Annotated in this window: 18 protein-coding genes and 3 tRNA genes; 19 read left to right on the forward strand and 2 right to left on the reverse strand. The window is 70.0% G+C overall.

The window, feature by feature from the left end:
- Nucleotides 1–87: 87 nt before the first annotated feature.
- Complete coding sequence (locus tag B5D80_RS16570; RefSeq protein WP_088644782.1) at nucleotides 88–606, reverse strand: hypothetical protein; 519 nt, start codon at nucleotides 604–606, stop codon at nucleotides 88–90.
- 107 nt (nucleotides 607–713) lie between these two features.
- Nucleotides 714–1,226 (reverse strand): GyrI-like domain-containing protein, encoded by a 513-nt coding sequence (locus tag B5D80_RS16575; RefSeq protein WP_088644783.1) that lies wholly within the window; start codon nucleotides 1,224–1,226, stop codon nucleotides 714–716.
- 480 nt (nucleotides 1,227–1,706) lie between these two features.
- Here B5D80_RS16575 and B5D80_RS33705 point away from each other — a divergent pair, with 480 nt between their 5' ends.
- From B5D80_RS33705 to B5D80_RS16665, 19 genes are all read left to right on the forward strand, one after another.
- Nucleotides 1,707–1,853 carry a hypothetical protein gene (locus B5D80_RS33705; RefSeq protein ID WP_169733070.1) on the forward strand — a complete coding sequence of 49 codons (147 nt, stop codon included), beginning with the start codon at nucleotides 1,707–1,709 and terminating at the stop codon, nucleotides 1,851–1,853.
- Between the two features lie 63 nt (nucleotides 1,854–1,916).
- Nucleotides 1,917–4,436 (forward strand): putative bifunctional diguanylate cyclase/phosphodiesterase, encoded by a 2,520-nt coding sequence (locus tag B5D80_RS16580; protein WP_088644784.1) that lies wholly within the window; start codon nucleotides 1,917–1,919, stop codon nucleotides 4,434–4,436.
- Nucleotides 4,437–4,532: 96 nt separating this feature from the next.
- Nucleotides 4,533–4,605: transfer RNA gene (locus B5D80_RS16585), tRNA-Thr, on the forward strand.
- Nucleotides 4,606–4,631: 26 nt separating this feature from the next.
- Nucleotides 4,632–4,704, forward strand: a tRNA-Met gene (locus B5D80_RS16590).
- Nucleotides 4,705–4,836: 132 nt separating this feature from the next.
- On the forward strand, nucleotides 4,837–5,004 hold the full coding sequence (rpmG, locus tag B5D80_RS16595; RefSeq protein WP_013288652.1) for a 50S ribosomal protein L33: 168 nt from the start codon (nucleotides 4,837–4,839) through the stop codon (nucleotides 5,002–5,004).
- Nucleotides 5,005–5,137: 133 nt separating this feature from the next.
- Nucleotides 5,138–5,584, forward strand: a complete 447-nt coding sequence (locus B5D80_RS16600) for a MaoC family dehydratase N-terminal domain-containing protein (protein ID WP_088644785.1) — start codon at nucleotides 5,138–5,140, stop codon at nucleotides 5,582–5,584.
- Nucleotide 5,585: 1 nt separating this feature from the next.
- Nucleotides 5,586–5,978: a MaoC family dehydratase gene (locus B5D80_RS16605; RefSeq protein ID WP_088644786.1), complete on the forward strand. Its 393-nt coding sequence runs from the start codon at nucleotides 5,586–5,588 to the stop codon at nucleotides 5,976–5,978.
- A 127-nt stretch (nucleotides 5,979–6,105) separates the two neighbouring features.
- Nucleotides 6,106–6,178, forward strand: a tRNA-Trp gene (locus B5D80_RS16610).
- A gap of 213 nt (nucleotides 6,179–6,391) precedes the next feature.
- Nucleotides 6,392–6,811, forward strand: a complete 420-nt coding sequence (secE, locus tag B5D80_RS16615; RefSeq protein WP_088644787.1) for a preprotein translocase subunit SecE — start codon at nucleotides 6,392–6,394, stop codon at nucleotides 6,809–6,811.
- A 38-nt stretch (nucleotides 6,812–6,849) separates the two neighbouring features.
- Nucleotides 6,850–7,572 (forward strand): transcription termination/antitermination protein NusG, encoded by a 723-nt coding sequence (nusG, locus tag B5D80_RS16620; protein ID WP_088644788.1) that lies wholly within the window; start codon nucleotides 6,850–6,852, stop codon nucleotides 7,570–7,572.
- A gap of 186 nt (nucleotides 7,573–7,758) precedes the next feature.
- Nucleotides 7,759–8,190, forward strand: coding sequence for a 50S ribosomal protein L11 (rplK, locus tag B5D80_RS16625; RefSeq protein ID WP_088644789.1), 432 nt, complete (start codon nucleotides 7,759–7,761; stop codon nucleotides 8,188–8,190).
- 80 nt (nucleotides 8,191–8,270) lie between these two features.
- Nucleotides 8,271–8,987 (forward strand): 50S ribosomal protein L1, encoded by a 717-nt coding sequence (gene rplA / locus B5D80_RS16630; protein ID WP_088644790.1) that lies wholly within the window; start codon nucleotides 8,271–8,273, stop codon nucleotides 8,985–8,987.
- 82 nt (nucleotides 8,988–9,069) lie between these two features.
- On the forward strand, nucleotides 9,070–9,909 hold the full coding sequence (locus B5D80_RS16635) for an ABC transporter ATP-binding protein (RefSeq protein ID WP_088644791.1): 840 nt from the start codon (nucleotides 9,070–9,072) through the stop codon (nucleotides 9,907–9,909).
- Nucleotides 9,906–10,592: a hypothetical protein gene (locus B5D80_RS16640; RefSeq protein ID WP_088644792.1), complete on the forward strand. Its 687-nt coding sequence runs from the start codon at nucleotides 9,906–9,908 to the stop codon at nucleotides 10,590–10,592. The genes B5D80_RS16635 and B5D80_RS16640 overlap by 4 nt, the downstream gene beginning before the upstream one ends.
- 301 nt (nucleotides 10,593–10,893) lie before the next feature.
- Nucleotides 10,894–11,442, forward strand: a complete 549-nt coding sequence (gene rplJ, locus B5D80_RS16645; protein WP_088644793.1) for a 50S ribosomal protein L10 — start codon at nucleotides 10,894–10,896, stop codon at nucleotides 11,440–11,442.
- 54 nt (nucleotides 11,443–11,496) lie between these two features.
- Entirely contained in the window at nucleotides 11,497–11,886 is a 390-nt protein-coding gene (rplL, locus tag B5D80_RS16650; RefSeq protein WP_088644794.1) for a 50S ribosomal protein L7/L12, read from the forward strand.
- Nucleotides 11,887–12,477: 591 nt separating this feature from the next.
- Nucleotides 12,478–15,909: a DNA-directed RNA polymerase subunit beta gene (rpoB, locus tag B5D80_RS16655; protein WP_088644795.1), complete on the forward strand. Its 3,432-nt coding sequence runs from the start codon at nucleotides 12,478–12,480 to the stop codon at nucleotides 15,907–15,909.
- A gap of 81 nt (nucleotides 15,910–15,990) precedes the next feature.
- Nucleotides 15,991–19,881, forward strand: coding sequence for a DNA-directed RNA polymerase subunit beta' (locus tag B5D80_RS16660; RefSeq protein ID WP_088644796.1), 3,891 nt, complete (start codon nucleotides 15,991–15,993; stop codon nucleotides 19,879–19,881).
- Nucleotides 19,882–19,993: 112 nt separating this feature from the next.
- The gene (locus B5D80_RS16665; protein WP_088644803.1) at nucleotides 19,994–20,362 is read left to right on the forward strand and encodes a hypothetical protein; all 369 of its coding nucleotides are present in this window, start codon (nucleotides 19,994–19,996) and stop codon (nucleotides 20,360–20,362) included.
- Nucleotides 20,363–20,549: the final 187 nt, after the last annotated feature.

The raw sequence follows: 20,549 nt of genomic DNA on the forward strand, positions 1-20,549 counted from the left end.
GCCCCGATGCTGCCAGCAGCACAGCCGGACGGAGCCTGCGGGAACACCGCAGACGCCGGCGGCGGTCGTTCAGGTGGCGGCGGTGGCTCAGCCGTTTCCCGCTGTGCCGCCGATCAGCCGCCGCGCCTCGGCGAGCACGTCCGCATCGACTCCCGCAGCCGCATCGTCCGGGTACGGCTGCCCGTCGTGGACGACGGCCTCGACGATCTCGTACGCGTACTCAAGGTCGATGAGCCCGGCCGCCAGCGGAGTTCCGTCCCGGGTGATGAACCCGTACGCCCAGGAGGTGAGGGCGCGGGCGGTGATCGTCCGGTCGAGCAGCCGGCGGGCCATGACCCGGACGGCTTCGTCCTCACCCGCCCGGCTGCCCTCCGGGAAGAAGGTCAGTGGAAGTTCCGCCAGTGCGTCGCCGAGCCACCGACGAAGTTCGTCGCTCTCGCTGCCGGGAGTGGGGGAAATGCCCGCCAGGATGCGAAGAGTCGGGGTGTCCACGCCCGCCACCAGGCAGTCGCAGGCGGCCCCGATCACCCCGGCCGGCGTGCCCGACCCGACGCTCCACAGGACGGCGGCCTCCTGGAGGCGGGCCAGCGCATCGTCGGGTCGCATCGGTACATGGTCCGCTGTCCGGCCGGCGGTGTCTCGGGGATAACGCCCGCGGCAACCCGCCGCACCATTCGCGGCGGCGCAGTGACGTGGTGGCCGGCTGTACCCCCTCAGTCCGCCAGTCGGAACGCCAGCTGCGTCTGCCAGGTGCTGCGGTCCGGGTCGTCGTCCGGGCCGAGGTGGTAGATCTCCAGCCGGCAGCCCCAGCGCTCACCCGCGCCGGTGTCGCTGGCGTCCCAGCGCAACCCGTTGCGCTGGGCCCACTCCAGGAACGCCCCGGTCACCGCGACCAGTTCGTCGGGGTCGCCGACGTGGGTGGTGGTGAGGTAGCGGCCGGCCGGCAGCACGTCGGTGCCCAGGGGCGCTTCGATCGCGAGCTGCGTGCCGGCCGGCAGCGGCACGCCCGCCTCCACCTCCAGTTCCCGCTCCATGTCGATCACGTGGTAGCGCAGGAAGTCCGGGCCGGCCGGGGTGATTCCCCGCGCGGTCAGCCAGTCGGCCAGGTCGGCCAGGGCGGCCGCGGCGTCGCCGATGGTCGCCATGGTCACCGTGCGTCTGATCCCCAGGTATGGCTGGGCCGCCCGCTGCTCGATCACCGGCGTCACCGGTGTCTGCGATGTCATGGATTCACGACAACATCGGGGTACGACATCACGGGGTCCGACCGCCTCTGGCGGGTGTTTCGCCTGCTCGCGCCGGCTCGCCACCGTACGCGCGTTTTGTCGTTGATCTGGTGCGGAGTCCGTCGACTCCCGACAGGCCGCTTCCGTACCTGACGAAATGAGCTATGGTGATCGATGTGACGGTTCCGGGAGCAGTCGTCGCGGCCCTCGACCACGACGGCCGCCCTGCCGCCCGGAGAACGGCCCCGCGCCGTTAAGATCGGGTTTGCGTCGATAGTGACATTGGGCGATTCGTGGAGGCTGTTACCCGTCCTGGTGCCGCTGATCTGGCACGGGGAGGTGACGGTGGTGGGCCGAACGGCGGAACCTCTCCGCTGCTCGGACCAGCGCCGCTCTCCCCGCTTTTCTGGGTACCCGAGGTGTGGCACGATCGTGGAACCTCCACCATCCCCCGTGAACACTCTCTCGACAGGAGCAATCATGTCTGGTCGAAGGCTGGGCCGGCTGTTTGGCTCGCTCCTCGTGCTCGCCACCATCCTGGGTGGACTCGCCGTCGCCGGCGTCCAGTCCATCGACGGCAGCGCGCAAATGGCGGACGTCGTCTGGACGATGGGCGGCGCGCGCTAAGCCCCCGCGTCGTCCCCGCTCCCGGTGTCCTGGGGGTGACGTCTCTCAGGGAGAGGGTGGCGCATGGCCAGCCGAGATCAGCGGCGTAAGTCCACCGAACGCGCCTGGTTCATCACCGCCCCCCTGGCCCTGCTGGCCATCGTCTTCAGCACCGCGATCGGTGTCCTGCGACCCGAGTTCGGGAAGTGGGGCCTGGCGTTCGTTCTCTTCGTGGCGATGACGGGGATCAGCATCCCGGTCCTCAACGTCATAGTCCGGCGGCAGTCCGTCGGGGTGACGTTGACCGAGGTGCCCCTCGTCGTCGCGCTCTTCTTCCTGCCACCGCTGACGGTGGTGCTCATATACACGCTCTCCGTGCTGATCTGGAGCGCGTCACACCGGTTCGCCCCGGCGAAGCTGTGGTTCAACGTCGCGAAGGCGGCGGCGGCCACCTCGTTGGCCGGACTGCTCCTGCTGGCCCTGCCTCCGCTTGCGGGGGTGGGGCCGGGCACCTGGGGCATCCTGTTCCTGGCGGTCAACACCATCACCCTGGTCAGCCTGCTCTCGGTGGCCGGGGTGCACGTGCTGCTCCAGGGTTGGCAGGCCGGCCGGGAGGCGCTGCGTACCGCGCCCTCGGTCTTCCTCACCACCTCGATCAACGCCTCGGTGGGCCTGCTCGTCCTGATCGCGTTGAAGACCACCTGGTGGTCGGTGCTGCTGCTGGCCGCGCTGTTCGCGGCGTTGTTCCAGGTCTACCGCTCCTACTCGCAGTTCTTCCGGCAGCACCGCACCCTGACCGGCATGTACGACCTGACCCGGCTGCTCACCAACAGCGCCGAGGGGGCGCTCGCCGACATCCTCCTCGACCGGGTGCGGGCCCTGATGCAGGCCGAGTACGCCACCCTGTGGCTGCCCGCCCAGCGCCGGCACCCCGAGGTGCTGCTGACCGCCCGGGTCGACACCCCGGGCCTGCTGGACTTCGCGCCCACCCCGACGGTCTTCCGGGAACAGGCCCGTGAGCTGGGTAAGACGCTGTCCATCGGGCGGCTGCTCGGCGACGACACGGCACTGCGCCGGGAGGTCGGCGCGCAGCAGGTCAAGGACGCCATCGTGGTGCCGCTGCGGTCCGGCCAGGCGGTGATCGGCACCCTGGAGGTCACCAACCGGCTCAGCGACATCGGCCACTTCACCACGAGCGACATCCCCGTCTTCGAGACCGTGGCCGCGCACGCCGCCGTCGCCCTGGAGAACTCCCGACTGGTCGACCGGCTGCGCCACGACGCCTACCACGACGCGCTGACCACGCTGCCCAATCGGCGGCGGATCACCGCCGCGCTGGCCGAGGCGGTCAAGATCCGGGCACCCGGCGAGGTGGTCGCCGTCCTGCTCTTCGACGTCGACGGCCTGCGCCAGGTCAACGAGTCGCTGGGCCACGCGGCCGGGGACAAGGTCCTCGTCGAGGTGGCCGAGCGGCTGCGCGCCTGCGCCCCCTCGTCGGCCCTGGTGGGTCGGGCCGGCGGGGACGAGTTCCTGGTGACGCTGCGGCTGGAGAACGCCGAGGCGGCCCTGGAACTGGCCGCCCAGCTCCGTGAGCAGATCCGCGACGAGATGGTCTTCGACGCGCTCACCCTCGACGTGGACACCGCGGTCGGGGTGGCGGTGCACCCGGATCACGGCAGCGATGCCGCCGTCCTCCTGCAACGGGTCGACCTGGCGGCCACCGCGGCCAAGGCGGTGCCGGGCAGCGTGCAGTTGTTCAACCCGGCGCTGGAGTCGCGGTCGCTGCGCCGGCTCGGGCTCGCCGGTGACCTGCGCCGCGCCCTCGACGAGGGGGAGCTGGAGGTCTACTTCCAGCCGAAGGTGACCCTGCGGGACCGCCGTCTGCTCGGGGTGGAGTGCCTGGCCCGCTGGGAGCACCCGGCGCACGGCACGGTCTCCCCGGAGGACTTCGTCGCGGTCGCCGAGCACACCGGGCAGCTGGGCCGGCTCACCGAGTTCGTCCTCCGGGAGGGGCTGCGCCGCAGCCGGGACTGGAGCCGCACCGGGCAGCCGCTGGCGGTGGCGGTCAACATCGCCGCCCGCTCGCTGACCGACAGGCACTTCCCGGACCGGGTCGGTGAGCTGCTGACCGAGTACGGCGTCCCGCCGCAACTGCTGACCGTCGAGATCCCGGAGGCGGCGGTCCTGGACGGCACCGAGCGGCCGATCCCCACCCTGCGCCGGCTGCGGGACCTCGGCGTCCGGCTGGCGGTTGACGACTTCGGCACGGGCAACTCGTCGCTGGCCCAGCTGCGCCGGCTGCCGGTGCACGAGGTGAAGGTGGACCGGTCGTTCGTGCAGGGGATGGCGACCGACCCGGGGGACCTGGCGATCGTCAACGCGGTGGTGTCGCTGTCCCAGCAGTTCGGCCTGGCGGTGGTGGCCGAGGGGGTGGAGAGCGAGCTGACCCTCGAACTGCTCCAGGACATCGGCTGCGAGATCGGGCAGGGCTTCCTGTTCAGCCGGCCGCTGCCGTACGAGCGGCTGGAGGCCTGGTTCGGGGCCCAGACCGACCAGGAGGCGATCGACCCGGACGCGCTGCCGAGGCTCCGCGTCGTGCCCTGAGCTGCGGCGATACGGGACAGGGGGATCCCATTTCACCCCCGGCGCGGTGCCGTGTAATGTATCCCCTGCGCGACGCCCTCCGGGGTGATCGGGTAGGCCCCCTTAGCTCAGTCGGCAGAGCGTCTCCATGGTAAGGAGAAGGTCTACGGTTCGATTCCGTAAGGGGGCTCAGAGGGTCCGGCTGGACCCGCCTGCGGCGGTGTAGCTCAGATGGCAGAGCAAGCGGCTCATAATCGCTGTGTCGCCGGTTCAAGTCCGGCCACCGCTACTCTCGTCCTCCGGGCTCATCCCCGGTGGTCGGTGGGACGGGCGCCACTGGCGCCCGCTTTGCATGTCCAGGCGTTGTCCGCGTAGGCTGATGCGCTGTAGTTGATATCCGTAGCGAGGAAGGCACTCCGCCGTGGCGAAGGCGACCGATGTCCGGCCGAAGATCACTTTGGCGTGTGTGGAGTGCAAGGAGCGCAACTACATCACGCGCAAGAACCGCCGCAACGACCCGGACCGCATCGAGCTGAAGAAGTTCTGCCCCCGGGACGGCAAGCACACGGTCCACCGCGAGACCCGCTGACCCGCGGCCGGCAGTAGGCCGGCCCGGTCCGCAGCGCTTCCCCGGACGCCGATCCGCACGGCTGGCGCGGCCCCTTTCAGGGCCGCCCGCCCGTACGGGTCGGCGTTCGTGCGTCCCGTGTAGGTTCGGCGGCATGTCCCTGGACCCGTCCTTCGTCGGCCGGACGTACCCGCCGACCGCCCCCTACCAGGTGGGCCGAGAAAAGATCCGCGAGTTCGCCACCGCCATCGGCGCGACCGACCCGGCCCACCACGACCCGGCGGCGGCCCGTGCGCTCGGCCACCCGGACGTGGTCGCCCCGCCCACCTTCCCGGTCCTGATCACCATGGCCGCCAGCCAGCAGATCGTCGACGATCCGGCGCTCGGGGTCGACTACAGCCGGGTGGTGCACGGCGACCAGCGGTTCGCCTACACCCGGCCGGTGGTGGCCGGGGACGAGCTGGTCTGTGTGAACACCATCGAGGAGATCAGCTCCCGCAGCGGGCACGGCTTCCTCACCACCCGCACCGACGTGACCACCGTGGCCGGTGAACCGGTGGTCGCCGTCTGGTCCAAGCTCGTCGTCCGTGGGGAGTCCTGACGTGGAACTGTCGACCCGTACGTTCCGGGTGACCCGGGCGGACCTGGTCCGCTACGCGGGCGCCTCGGGGGACTTCAACCCGATCCACTGGAGCGACCGGACCGCCACGAAGGTGGGGCTGCCCGGGGTCATCGCCCACGGCATGTTCACCATGGCGCTGGTCGGTCGGGCGGTCACCGAGTGGGCCGGCGCGCCCGACGCGGTGGTCGAGTTCGGGGTGCGGTTCACCCGGCCGGTGGTCGTCCCGGACGACGACGAGGGCACCGAGATCACCGTCGACGCGGTGGTCAAGGAGGTCACCGAAACCGGCCTGACCAGGCTCGATGTGACCGCCCGGTGCGGCGGCGAGAAGGTCCTGTCGCAGGCGCGGGCGACCGTGCGGACGGCCGGCTGACAGTTCGTCGGCACGGACCGGGCGGGACCGGTTGGGAAAGTCGGGGCGCTACCCGTACACTGGTCCGCCGTGGGGCAAGTGACCCCTGCTCGGCCGCGCAGGTCGGGTGGGGCGAGCGTTGCCGCACAGGGGTGTAGCTCAATTGGCAGAGCAGCGGTCTCCAAAACCGCAGGCTGCAGGTTCAAGTCCTGTCACCCCTGCGCCTCAGGCCTGACCGTTCCCGTGGGTCGCGCCGCCGCAAGGCGGCGTCCGGCCCGTGGTGGTGGCATCGGCGGGGTGGCTTCGAGGCGACTCGGAGCCCTTCGTCCGGTCCGCCGGCCGCGGCCCGTCGCGGGACGGTTGGTCCGGCCGGCGTGACCAGCGCCGCGTACGCCTCCCGGCGTACGAACCGACATCCCGCGACGGAGGGCGAAGTGGCCGAGAGCAAGCGGCGCGGCGAGGACGCCGGCGACGACGGTCTGCGCGACGAGCGTGACGAGGTCGTCGACGAGGTGACCGCCGACAGCGACGCCACCGACGACGACGCCACCGACGCGGACGAGCCGGTATCCCGGGGCGGCACCGCGACCCGGTCGCGGACCCGTGCGGGTGCCGCCGACAGCAAGTCGAAGACCCGCTCCGAGACCGACCGGGTGGGGCCGTTCGGCCGCATCGCGCGTTTCTTCCGCGAGGTCGTCGCCGAACTGCGTAAGGTCATCTGGCCGACCCGCAAGGAGCTGCTGACCTACACCGCTGTGGTGGTCACCTTCGTCGCGGTGATGCTGACCATCGTGGGCCTGCTCGACTTCGCCTTCGCGAAGGGCGTGCTGTGGGTCTTCGGCAGCCCCAGCTGACCGGCCGACTGAGCCGATAGTGACGGAAGTGAGCAAGCGTGCCTGAGTACGACGAGACCGCCGAGACCACGGACGACCAGTCCACGGTCGCGACGGCGGCGAGTGACGAGTCGGTCGAGGCCGCCAGCGAGCCGGAATTCCCGACCACGGAGCCGGAGCCGGACGAGGACTACGACCCGGTCGCCGAGCTGCGCCAGAAGCTGCGCTACGCGCCCGGCGACTGGTACGTGGTGCACTCGTACGCCGGTTACGAGAACAAGGTCAAGACCAACCTCGAGACCCGGATCACCTCCCTCGACATGGAGGAGTTCATCTACCAGGTCGAGGTGCCGACCCGGGAAGAGGTCGAGGTCAAGAACGGCAAGCGTTCCCAGATCCAGGCCAAGGTCTTCCCCGGCTACATCCTGGTCCGGATGGAGCTGACCGCCGAGTCGTACTCCTGCGTTCGCAACACGCCGGGGGTCACCGGGTTCGTGGGGGCCACCGACCGGGCCGACCGGCCGGCGCCGCTGAGCCTCGACGAGGTGCTCAAGTGGCTGGCCCCGGCGGTGGAGACCGAGCAGAAGAAGGCCAAGCCCGAGATCAAGGTCCTCGACTTCGAGGTGGGCGACTCGGTCACCGTCACCGACGGCGCGTTCGCCTCGCTGCCGGCGACGATCAGCGAGATCAACGCCGACCAGCAGAAGCTCAAGGTGCTGGTGTCGATCTTCGGCCGGGAAACTCCGGTCGAGCTGAACTTCAACCAGGTCGCCAAGATCTGACGTCGTTCCCGTCGCCGGCGGTGGGCCTCGGCCCGCTGCCGGCGACGTCGTTCCGCCCCGGCGCGGACCTCGGCGCAGAGGGTCGCCGGGCGCTGCGCTACCCTTGAATGTCGTCGCTGTGGCACCGCGCTGACCGTGCGCGCCCGTGGCCGGCACCTTTCCCAGTTCCAAGCCCCAGGAAGTGACATGCCTCCGAAGAAGAAGCTCGTCAAGACGTTCACGCTTCAGCTGAAGGCGGGCCAGGCGACCCCGGCTCCGCCGGTGGGCCCCGCGCTCGGTCAGCACGGCGTGAACATCATGGAGTTCTGCAAGTCCTACAACGCGCAGACCGAGTCCCAGCGGGGCGACATTGTCCCCGCCGAGATCAGCGTCTACGAGGACCGCTCCTTCACGTTCGTCCTGAAGACCCCGCCCGCCGCCCGGCTGCTGCTCAAGGCCGCCGGTGTGGACAAGGGCTCCGGCGTGCCGCAGAGCCAGAAGGTCGGCTCGGTGAGCCAGGCCCAGGTGCGCGAGATCGCCGAGAAGAAGATGGTCGACCTCAACGCCAACGACATCGACCAGGCTGCGAAGATCATCGCCGGTACCGCCCGGTCGATGGGCATCGTCGTCAACGACTGACGCCCGTCAGTCCCCCAGACCAGTTCGTGGGAGGGCGCGCGTCGACCGCGGCCCGCCAGAGACCACAGGAGTAACCCGAGATGCAGCGCAGCAAGACGTACCGCAAGGCCGCCGAGGCGATCGACAAGTCGAAGCTCTACACCCCGGCCGAGGCGGTCAAGCTCGCCAAGGACACCACCAGCGCCAAGTTCGACGCCACGGTCGAGGTCGCCATGCGCCTCGGCGTCGACCCCCGCAAGGCGGACCAGATGGTCCGCGGCACGGTCAACCTGCCGCACGGCACCGGTAAGACCGCCCGCGTGATCGTCTTCGCCGCCGGCGCGAAGGCCGAGGAGGCCGTCGCCGCCGGTGCCGACGAGGTGGGCACGGACGAGTTGGTCGCCCGGATCCAGGGCGGCTGGCTGGACTTCGACGCGGCGATCGCCACGCCGGACCAGATGGCCAAGATCGGCCGGATCGCGCGGATCCTGGGCCCGCGCGGCCTGATGCCGAACCCGAAGACCGGCACCGTGACCATGGACGTCACCAAGGCCGTCTCGGACATCAAGGGCGGCAAGATCACCTTCCGGGTGGACAAGCACTCCAACCTCCACCTGATCATCGGCAAGGCCTCGTTCTCCGAGAACCAGTTGATCGACAACTACGCCGCGGTGCTGGACGAGGTGCTCCGCGCCAAGCCGTCCGCTGCCAAGGGCAAGTACCTCAAGAAGGTCACCCTGGCCACCACGATGGGTCCGGGCGTCCCGGTCGACCCGAACGTGGTGAAGAACCTCCAGGAGACCGCCGTCGAGGGCTGATCCCGACCGCTCCCGCGCAGGGGCCCCGCCACGCACCGTGGCGGGGCCCCTGCCGTGTGTCGGGTTGTGGCAGGCTCACCCCATGCGACTGGAGGACGTCCGGCTCCGGTACCGCCGGGGCGGCCCCTGGGTGCTGCGCGGCGTCACGGCCCGTCTCGACCCGGGCGAGGTGGCGGTGGTGCTCGGCCGCAACGGGGCCGGCAAGTCCACCCTGTTGCAACTCTGCGCCGGGGTGCTGCGCCCGGTCCGGGGCCGGGTGGTCGACCGCCCGCACCGGGTCGGCTGGGTGCCCGAGCGGTTCCCCGCCGACCAGCCGTTCACCGTGACCCGCTACCTCACCGCGATGGGCCGGGCCGCCGGCCTGGGCCGGGCCGACGCCGACCGGGCCGTCGACAGGTGGACCGACCGGCTGGGCCTGGCCCCGTTCCGCACGGTCCGGATGCCCGACCTGTCCAAGGGCACCGCGCAGAAGGTCGGCCTGGCTCAGGCGATGCTGCGGACCCCCGGCCTGCTGGTCCTCGACGAGCCCTGGGAGGGGCTGGACGCCGCCGCCCGAGGCCTGGTCCCGGAACTGGTCGACGAGGTGCTGACGGCCGGGGGAGCGGTGCTGGTCAGCGACCACCGGGGCGAGACGGTCCGGCTCCCGGGGGCCCGGCACTGGACGGTCGCCGACGGCCTGCTCACCGACGAGCCGGCCACCGGTGACGCGGCAGTCGCCGTGGTCGAGGTCGCGGTGCCGGCCGCGCGGGTGGCCGGCACCGTCGCCCGGTTGCGCGCCGACGGCCACCAGATCCTGCGGGTACGCGAACCCGCCGTCCCGCCCACACGGGCGGCTGCGCCGCCGGCACCCGTCCCGCCCGCCGGGGCCGGGCCGACCGGTGATCCGACGCGGGACGGCCGGGCGGGGGAGGTGGCCTGGTGAGCGCGCTGGTCCGGATGCGGTTGGCCGGCTTCCTGCGTACCGGACGGGCGCTGGCGCCGCTGCTGGCCGGCCTGCTGGCCCTCGGCATCCTGTACGGCGGCGGCCGGGCCCGCCCGGCGGAGGCGTACGGCGTCAGCGCGGTGGTGCTCTTCCCGGTGCTGGCCTGGCAGACCAGGATCCTGCTGGACGTCGAGCCGGACGTGCAGCGCCGGCTGGCGCAGGTGCTGGTCGGCCCGGTCCGGGAACGGCTCGCCGGGCTGCTCGCGGCGGTGCTCGCCGGGGTGGGCACGGTGCTGGTCGCGCTGGTCTTCCCGTGGCTGGTCGGCGGGGTGGCCGCGCCCGGTCCGGGTGACCCGTCGGCGGTGGCGGCGCTGGCCCTCGGCCTGTGGGCGCACCTGCTCGCCCTGCTGCCCGCGGTGGCCCTGGGTGCCCTGGCCAGCCGGGCGCTCACCCGCAGCGCCGGGTACGGCGTCGCCGTGCTCGCCGTGGGCGCGGTGGGCACCCTCGCGCTGGGCCTGCGCGGCTCGGTGGCGCCCTGGCTGGTGCCGCCGGTGCTGGCCACCGCGCGGGCGCTCGCCGGTTCGCTGCCCGCCGGCACCGCGCTGCTCCTGTCGGCCTGGGCGCTGGCCTGGGCGGGGGTGGCGCTGGCCGGCTACGCCAGGTGGCGGCGGGTCCGCCCGTGACCGGCGGGGGCGATTTGGTGATGGCCGGGCCGTCGCGTAACCTGGTGCGGTAGTTCCACCCAGAGACCGCTGGTCACCGTGCCCCGGCACGGTCGAAGGTTCCGCGATGACGGGCGACCCGCGCAGGGCGGTAAGCGTAGTTCGGTTCCTCCCCGTGGTCCGCCGACCATGGTGATCGGCCCCGCCCTCGCCCCGCGCGCCCTGCGCCGGGGCTTTTTCGTTGTCGTGACGCCTCCGGCGCCGTCACCGAGCCCCGTGCTCCCCGACGGCGACCAGCTCCGAGTAACGAGAGAGGAGGGACATGGCGGACAAGCCGATCCGGGCCGACAAGGCCACGGCCGTCGCTGAGCTGACCGAGAGCTTCCGTACCTCGGGCGCCGCGGTGCTCACCGAGTACCGTGGTCTGACGGTTTCCCAGCTCACCCAGCTGCGGCGCTCGCTCGGCAAGGAGACCACCTACACGGTCGCGAAGAACACGCTGGCCAAGCGTGCCGCGACCGAGGCGGGCATCTCCGGCCTCGACGAGCTGTTCACCGGTCCTACCGCGCTGACTTTCGTTTCGGGCGACGTCGTCGAGGCGGCGAAGGGTCTTCGCGACTTCGCGAAGGCCAACCCGAAGCTCGTCATCAAGGGCGGTGTGTTCGAGGGCAAGGCCATCTCCGCGGCCGAGGTCACGAAGCTCGCCGACCTGGAGTCCCGTGAGGTGCTGCTGGCCAAGCTGGCCGGCGCGATGAAGGGCAACCTGAGCAAGGCCGCGGCCCTGTTCCAGGCGCCGCTCTCCAAGGCCGCCCGCGCGGCGGCCGCCCTGGCGGACAAGAAGCGCGAGCAGGAGGGCGCCGAGGCGGCCTGAGGCCTCCCGGCGCACCACGTTCTTTAATTTTCATTGCGAGAAAGGACGCCAGACATGGCGAAGCTCAGCACCGACGAGCTGCTCGACGCGTTCAAGGAGATGACGCTGATCGAGCTCTCCGAGTTCGTGAAGCAGTTCGAGGAGACCTTCGAGGTCACCGCCGCCGCGCCGGTCGCGGTCGCCGCCGCGGGCGGTGCCGGTGGCGCCGCCGCCGCGCCGGTCGAGGAGGAGAAGGACGAGTTCGACGTCGTCCTGGAGGCCGACGGTGGCAAGAAGATCCAGGTCATCAAGGTCGTGCGTGAGCTGACCGGCCTGGGCCTCAAGGAGGCCAAGGACGCGGTCGAGTCCGCGCCGAAGGCGATCCTGGAGAAGGTCAACAAGGAGACCGCCGAGAAGGCGAAGGCCAAGCTCGAGGGTGAGGGCGCCAAGGTCACCCTCAAGTGACCTGTGGTCGACCCCTGCGGTCGACCGTGGCGCGTGTCCGGCTCGGGTGAGCCGCGGCACACCGCAAACTGAACGGGCGGTGATCCGACTGACGGATCACCGCCCGTCATGCTTGGTGACTCCGGGTATCAGTGGTGTGAGCAGGGTGTTCGCACTCGTGGTGCGACATGGCGGTGTCGCGGTGGGTAGCCCATCCGTGGGAAACCCGGCGAGCAGGCGCTTGGAGCCTCTTGACGTGGCCCCGGCCTGCCAGGCACGCTGACACCAGCAAGACCTTCCGCGCTTGCGACGGCCCCCTCTCGGGTAATGGCTGCGGCAGCACCAGCAGCCGCTCCGCCCGAGCGGTCCGACAGGAACGTCGTGTTCCGAGCGGCCCGGTACGACCCCGATCTCCGGGGTCCCGAGGCGCGTTCCGCGACGACCTGCGGGATGGGCTGGACAGCGGTTAGCCTCTCGGCTACACTGCTAGTTTGCGCTGCCTTCCGACTTGACCCCTGCTCGGAAATGTCCGGTTACGGATATTTCTGGTGGGGTCATTGGAGTGCACGCGTACCAGCCGTTCTGCAGCACCGGTCCTCGGAAGGACGCATCTTGGCAGCTTCCCGCCCTGCGAAGACCAGTCGTACGTCGAGCGCTTTCGCGCCCCGCCGAGTTTCTTTCGGCAGGATCACCGAACACCTCGAGGTCCCCAACCTCCTCGCCATCCAGAACGAGTCCTTCGACTGGCTCGTCGGCAACGAGGCTTGGCAGGGCCGGTCGGCGGACGACCCGCACGCACGCTCGGGTCTCGCGGAAATCCTCGACGAGATCAGTCCCATTGAGGACTTTTCCGGCACCATGTCGCTGTCCTTCTCGGCACCGCGCTTCGACGAGGTCAAGGCCTCGATCGAGGAGTGCAAGGAGAAGGACCTGACCTACTGCGCCCCGCTGTTCGTGACGGCGGAGTTCACCAACAACACCACCGGCGAGATCAAGAGCCAGACGGTGTTCATGGGTGACTTCCCGATGATGACGCCCAAGGGCACCTTCATCATCAACGGCACCGAGCGCGTCGTGGTCAGCCAGCTCGTCCGGTCCCCGGGCGTCTACTTCGACAAGCAGCCGGACAAGACCTCCGACCGCGACCTCTCCAGCGTCAAGGTCATCCCCAGCCGGGGTGCCTGGCTGGAGTTCGACATCGACAAGCGCGACACGGTCGGCGTCCGCATCGACCGCAAGCGCCGGCAGGCCGTCACGGTCCTGCTCAAGGCCATCGGTTGGTCCGCCGAGCAGATCCGCGAGAAGTTCGGCTGGTCCGAGCTGATGATGACCACGCTCGAGAAGGACCACATCGCCGGCCAGGACGAGGCCCTGCTCGACATCTACCGCAAGCTCCGCCCTGGCGAGCCGCCGACCCGCGAGAACGCCCAGACCCTGCTCGACAACCTCTTCTTCAACCCGAAGCGGTACGACGTCGCCAAGGTCGGGCGGTACAAGTTCAACAAGAAGCTCGAACTCGACGTGCCGATCACCACCGGCACGCTCACCGAGGACGACGTCGTCGCCACCGTGGAGTACCTCTGCCGGCTGCACGCCGGTGAGGAGGGCTACGAGGCCGACGACATCGACCACTTCGGCAACCGTCGCCTGCGTACCGTGGGTGAGCTGATCCAGAACCAGGTCCGGGTGGGTCTCTCCCGGATGGAGCGGGTCGTCCGCGAGCGGATGACCACGCAGGACGTCGAGGCGATCACGCCGCAGACCCTGATCAACATCCGCCCGGTGGTGGCGGCGATCAAGGAGTTCTTCGGCACGTCCCAGCTGTCCCAGTTCATGGACCAGACCAACCCGCTGGCGGGCCTGACCCACCGGCGGCGGCTGAGCGCGCTCGGCCCGGGTGGTCTGTCCCGGGAGCGGGCCGGCTTCGAGGTCCGCGACGTGCACCCGTCCCACTACGGCCGGATGTGCCCGATCGAGACGCCGGAAGGCCCGAACATCGGCCTGATCGGCGCGCTGTCCACCTTCGCCCGGGTCAACCCGTTCGGCTTCATCGAGACGCCGTACCGGAAGGTCGTCGAGGGTCGGGTCACCGACCAGATCGACTACCTGACCGCGGACGAGGAGGACCGGTTCGTCAAGGCCCAGGCCAACGCGCCGCTCAAGGCCGACGGCACGTTCGCCGAGGACCGGGTCCTGGTCCGCCGTAAGGGCGGCGAGACCGAGGACGTCGCGCCCGGCGCGGTCGACTACATGGACGTGTCGCCGCGGCAGATGACCTCGGTCGCGACCGCGATGATCCCGTTCCTGGAGCACGACGACGCCAACCGCGCGCTCATGGGCGCGAACATGCAGCGTCAGGCGGTGCCGCTGGTCAAGGCGGAGTCGCCGCTGGTCGGCACCGGCATGGAGTACCGCGCCGCGGTCGACGCCGGTGACGTGGTGGTGGCCGAGGTCGGCGGCGTGATCGAGGATCTCTGCGCCGACTACATCACCATCCACCAGGACGACGGCCACCGCCGGACGTACCTGCTGCACAAGTTCCGCCGCTCCAACGCCGGCTCCTGCGTCAACCAGAAGCCTGTCGTCTTCGAGGGCGACCGCGTCGAGGCCGGCCAGGTCATCGCCGACGGTCCGTGCACCGACGAGGGCGAGATGGCGCTCGGACGCAACCTGCTTGTCGCGTTCATGTGCTGGGAGGGCCACAACTACGAGGACGCGATCATCCTGTCGCAGCGCCTCGTGCAGCAGGACGTGCTCACCTCGATCCACATCGAGGAGCACGAGGTCGACGCCCGGGACACCAAGCTCGGCCCGGAGGAGATCACCCGGGACATCCCGAACGTCAGCGAGGAGATGCTCGCCGACCTCGACGAGCGCGGCATCATCCGGATCGGCGCCGAGGTCGTCCCCGGCGACATCCTGGTCGGCAAGGTGACACCCAAGGGCGAGACCGAGCTGACCCCGGAGGAGCGGCTGCTGCGCGCGATCTTCGGCGAGAAGGCCCGGGAGGTCCGGGACACCTCGCTGAAGGTGCCGCACGGCGAGACCGGCACGGTCATCGGGGTGCGGACCTTCTCCCGCGAGGACGGCGACGAACTGCCGCCGGGCGTCAACGAGCTGGTCCGGGTGTACGTCGCCCAGAAGCGCAAGATCCAGGACGGCGACAAGCTCGCCGGCCGGCACGGCAACAAGGGTGTCATCTCGAAGATCCTGCCGATCGAGGACATGCCGTTCCTGGAGGACGGCACCCCGGTCGACATCGTGCTGAACCCGCTGGGTGTGCCGTCCCGGATGAACATCGGCCAGGTGCTGGAGACCCACCTCGGGTGGGTGGCCAAGACCGGCTGGAGCGTGGACGGCGACGACACCGAGTGGAAGCGTCAGCTCCGCTCGATCGAGGCGCACGAGTCCGAGCCGGACACCAACGTGGCCACGCCGGTCTTCGACGGTGCCCGCGAGGAGGAGATCTCCGGTCTGCTCGCGTCGACCCTGCCCAACCGGGACGGCAAGCAGCTGATCGGTTCCTCCGGCAAGGCGCAGCTGTTCGACGGTCGTTCCGGCGAGCCGCTGCCCGACCCGATCGCGGTCGGCTACATCTACATCCTGAAGCTCAACCACCTGGTCGACGACAAGATCCACGCCCGGTCGACCGGACCGTACTCGATGATCACGCAGCAGCCGCTGGGTGGTAAGGCGCAGTTCGGTGGCCAGCGCTTCGGTGAGATGGAGTGCTGGGCCATGCAGGCGTACGGCGCCGCCTACGCCCTGCAGGAACTGCTGACCATCAAGTCCGACGACGTCCTGGGCCGGGTCAAGGTCTACGAGGCGATCGTCAAGGGCGAGAACATCCCGGAGCCGGGCATCCCGGAGTCGTTCAAGGTGCTGCTCAAGGAACTCCAGTCGCTGTGCCTGAACGTCGAGGTGCTCAGCAGCGACGGGGTGGCCCTGGAGATGCGCGAGACCGACGACGAGGTGTTCCGGGCCGCGGAGGAGCTGGGCATCGACCTGTCCCGGCGCGAGCCGAGCTCGGTCGAAGAGGTGTAAGTGGTGCGGGTCGGGGGCCGGCTGTCCGGCTCCCGACCCCGCCCGTGATCTAGCTGTAAAGACGACGACATAGGGGACATAGTGCTCGACGTCAACTTCTTCGACGAGCTGCGCATCGGCCTCGCGACCGCGGACGACATCCGTCAGTGGTCGCACGGTGAGGTCAAGAAGCCCGAGACGATCAACTACCGCACCCTCAAGCCGGAGAAGGACGGGCTCTTCTGCGAGAAGATCTTCGGTCCTCAGCGGGACTGGGAGTGCTACTGCGGCAAGTACAAGCGGGTCCGGTTCAAGGGCATCATCTGTGAGCGCTGCGGCGTCGAGGTGACCCGCTCCAAGGTCCGTCGTGAGCGGATGGGGCACATCGAGCTGGCTGCTCCGGTGACCCACATCTGGTACTTCAAGGGCGTGCCGAGCCGGCTGGGCTACCTGCTGGACCTCGCCCCCAAGGACCTCGAAAAGATCATCTACTTCGCCTCGTACGTCGTGACGAGCGTGGACGCCGAGGCGCGTCACCGTGACCTCTCGACGATCGAGAACGAGATCCTGGCCGAGAAGCGGCAGTCCGAGAACAGCCGCGACTCGGAGATCGAGAAGCGGGCCGCCAAGCTCGAGGCCGACCTGGCCGAGCTGGAGGCCGAGGGTGCCAAGGCGGACGTCCGGCGCAAGGTCAAGGAGGGCGGAGAGCGCGAGATGCGCCAGATCCGCGACCGGGCCCAGCGCGAGATCGACCGCCTCGACGAGGTCCTCGACACGTTCCGCAAGCTCGACTCCAAGCAGCTGGTCACCGACGAGCTGCTCTACCGCGAGCTGCGTGACCGGTTCGGCGAGTACTTCACCGGTGGCATGGGCGCCGAGGCGATCAAGGCGCTGGTCCAGAACATGGACCTCGACGCCGAGGCCGAGAACCTGCGCGAGACCATCCGCTCCGGCAAGGGCCAGCGCAAGATCCGTGCGCTCAAGCGGCTGAAGGTCGTCGCGGCGTTCCTGAACACCCGCAACTCGCCGCTGGGCATGGTGCTGGACTGCGTCCCGGTAATCCCGCCGGACCTGCGCCCGATGGTGCAGCTCGACGGTGGCCGCTTCGCGACCTCCGACCTGAACGACCTGTACCGCCGTGTGATCAACCGGAACAACCGGCTCAAGCGGCTGATCGACCTCGGCGCGCCCGAGATCATCGTCAACAACGAGAAGCGGATGCTCCAGGAGGCCGTCGACGCGCTGTTCGACAACGGCCGTCGTGGCCGGCCGGTCACCGGCCCGGGTAACCGCCCGCTCAAGTCGCTGTCCGACATGCTCAAGGGCAAGCAGGGCCGGTTCCGGCAGAACCTGCTCGGCAAGCGCGTCGACTACTCCGGCCGTTCGGTCATCGTGGTCGGCCCGAAGCTGAAGCTGCACCAGTGCGGCCTGCCCAAGCAGATGGCGCTGGAGCTGTTCAAGCCGTTCGTGATGAAGCGGCTGGTCGACCTCAACCACGCGCAGAACATCAAGTCCGCCAAGCGGATGGTCGAGCGGCAGCGCCCGGTCGTGTGGGACGTGCTGGAAGAGGTCATCGGCGAGCACCCGGTGCTGCTCAACCGCGCGCCGACGCTGCACCGCCTGGGCATCCAGGCCTTCGAGCCGCAGCTGGTCGAGGGCAAGGCGATCCAGATCCACCCGCTGGTCTGCACCGCGTTCAACGCCGACTTCGACGGTGACCAGATGGCGGTGCACGTGCCGCTGTCGGCCGAGGCCCAGGCCGAGGCGCGGATCCTGATGCTGTCGTCGAACAACATCCTCAAGCCGGCCGACGGCAAGCCCGTCACCATGCCCACCCAGGACATGGTCATCGGCCTCTACCACCTCACCCACCTGACCCCGGGTGGCATCGGCGAGGGCCGGGCGTTCAGCTCGGACGCCGAGGCGCGGATGGCCTTCGACGCGGGCGAGCTGCACCTGCAGACCCCGGTCAAGATCCGGCTGCGGGACGTGATCGGTGTCGACAACGGCAACGGCGCGGAGCCCTGGGTCGCCCCGGAGGGCTGGGTCGAGGGTGAGCCGCTGACCGTGGAGACCACGCTCGGCCGGGTCCTGTTCAACGAGACGCTGCCGCAGGGCTACCGCTTCGTGAACTACGAGATCCGCAAGGGCCAGCTCTCCGCGATCGTCAACGACCTCGCCGAGCGCTTCCCCAAGGTGGCGCTGGCCGCCACCCTGGACGGGCTCAAGGAGGCCGGCTTCCACTGGGCCACCTGGTCCGGCGTGACCATCGGCATGGAGGACGTCATCGCTCCGCCGCGCAAGCGGGAGATCCTGGAGCGGTACGAGAAGGAAGCCGACCGGATCGACAAGCAGTACCAGCGTGGTCTGATGACCGCCGAGGAGCGTCGCGGCGAACTCATCGAGATCTGGACCAAGGCGACCAACGAGGTCGCCAAGGAGATGGACACCGCGCTGCCGCAGGAGAACCCGCTGTGGAAGATGATCAACTCGGGCGCCCGCGGTAACCTGCTCCAGCTCCGGCAGATCGCGGCGATCCGTGGTCTGGTGGCCAACCCGAAGGGCGAGATCATCCCGCGACCCATCAAGGCGTCGTACCGGGAGGGTCTGTCCGTGCTGGAGTACTTCATCTCCACGCACGGTGCCCGTAAGGGTCTGGCGGACACCGCGCTGCGTACCGCCGACTCGGGTTACCTGACCCGTCGTCTGGTGGACGTCTCGCAGGACGTCATCATCCGCGAGGAGGACTGCGGCACCGACCGGGCGATCCCGATGCAGATCGGCGAGCGTCTGGAGGGCGGCCGGCTGGTCGTCCACGAGCACGCCGAGACCAGCGTGCACGCCCGTACCCTGGCCGACGACATCAAGGGGCCGGACGGCACCGTGGTGGCCCACCGGGGTCAGGACATCAACTCCATCGGGGTCGACAAGATCGTCGCCGCCGGGGTGGAGACGGTCCGGGTGCGCAGCGTGCTCACCTGCGAGTCGAAGCTGGGCGTCTGCGGTGCGTGCTACGGCCGTTCGCTGCCGACCGGCAAGACCGTGGACGTCGGCGAGGCGGTCGGCATCATCGCCGCCCAGTCGATCGGTGAGCCGGGTACCCAGCTGACGATGCGTACCTTCCACACCGGCGGTGTCGCGGGTGAGGACATCACCCAGGGTCTGCCGCGTGTCCAGGAGATCTTCGAGGCCCGGATCCCGAAGGGCAAGGCGCCCATCGCCGACACCCCGGGCCGGATCCGGATCGAGGACGGCGAGCGGTCCCGGAAGATCATCGTGGTGCCGGACGACGGCAGCGACGAGATCGTCTACGACAAGATCTCCAAGCGGGTCCGGCTGCGGACCCACGACGGGGACCACGTCGAGGTCGGCGAGAAGCTCACCGAGGGCACCATCGACCCGCACGAGCTGCTGCGCATCCTCGGCCCGCGCGCGGTCCAGGTCCACCTGACCCAGGAGGTCCAGGAGGTCTACCGCTCGCAGGGTGTGCTCATCCACGACAAGCACATCGAGATCATCATCCGCCAGATGCTCAAGCGGGTGACGGTCATCGACTCCGGCTCGACCGAGTTCCTGCCGGGTGTGCTGGTCGACCGGGCGCTGTTCGAGTCGGAGAACCGCCGGCTCGTCGGCGAGGGTGGCGAGCCCGCCGCCGGTCGTCCGGTGCTGATGGGTATCACCAAGGCCTCGCTGGCCACCGACTCCTGGCTCTCGGCGGCCTCCTTCCAGGAGACCACCCGGGTGCTGACCGACGCGGCGATCAACTCGCGCAGCGACTCGCTGGTCGGCCTCAAGGAGAACGTGATCATCGGTAAGCTCATCCCGGCCGGTACCGGCATCAGCAAGTACCGCAACGTCCGGGTCGAGCCGACCGAGGAGGCGAAGGCCAAGGTCTACTCGATGACCGGCTACCCGGAGACCGACTACGGCTTCGGGCCGGCCAGCGGCCAGGCGGTTCCGCTGGACGACTTCGACTTCGGGTCGTACCGCTGAGCACCAGCTGACGAGGAAGGCCCCCGGCATCGCGCCGGGGGCCTTCCTCGTTTCGGGGCGGTGCCCGTCGGCACGTGTCCGGTACGGCCGGTGGCCGGGCATGATGGTGGGCATGACGACCGCTGCGGGGCAGGTGCCGTTGGCGCACCAGCCACCACGTCATCCGCTCGACCCCGACCCGGTACGCGCCACCAAGGCACGGGCCGTCTTCGCGCTCGGGTTGATCGGGGCGTTGACCGGGATCTTCGTCGGCGGGGTGGTGCCCGCCACGATCGCCCTCCAGTTGGCCCGGCAGGCCCGCCGGGAGGCGTACGCCTCGGGTGGGTTCCTCACCGGCGCGGCCTGGCTGCGGCGGGGGGAGCGGCTGGCCCGGGTGGGCCTGGTGCTGGTCGCGGTCGCGGTGGTGACGCTGGTGGTGATCGGGGTGGTCCGGCTGGCCGGCTCCCCGTACGGGCAGGACTTCGCCCCGAACGTCGACTGACCCGTCGGGGTGATGATCCGGCAGGGGGCACCCGCGGTGCGCGGCGGCGGTAGCCTGGCCGGTGTCCGTCGCGTGACGGTGGACCCACATCGCGACAGGAGGACCCCGTGACGGAACCGGCGCCGCCGTCGGGAGGCGACCCGGGCGGACCGCCCGCCGGCTCCCCGGAGCCGGCCGCGCCCGGCAC

This window comes from Micromonospora wenchangensis, assembly GCF_002210435.1.
Lineage (GTDB): Bacteria > Actinomycetota > Actinomycetes > Mycobacteriales > Micromonosporaceae > Micromonospora > Micromonospora wenchangensis.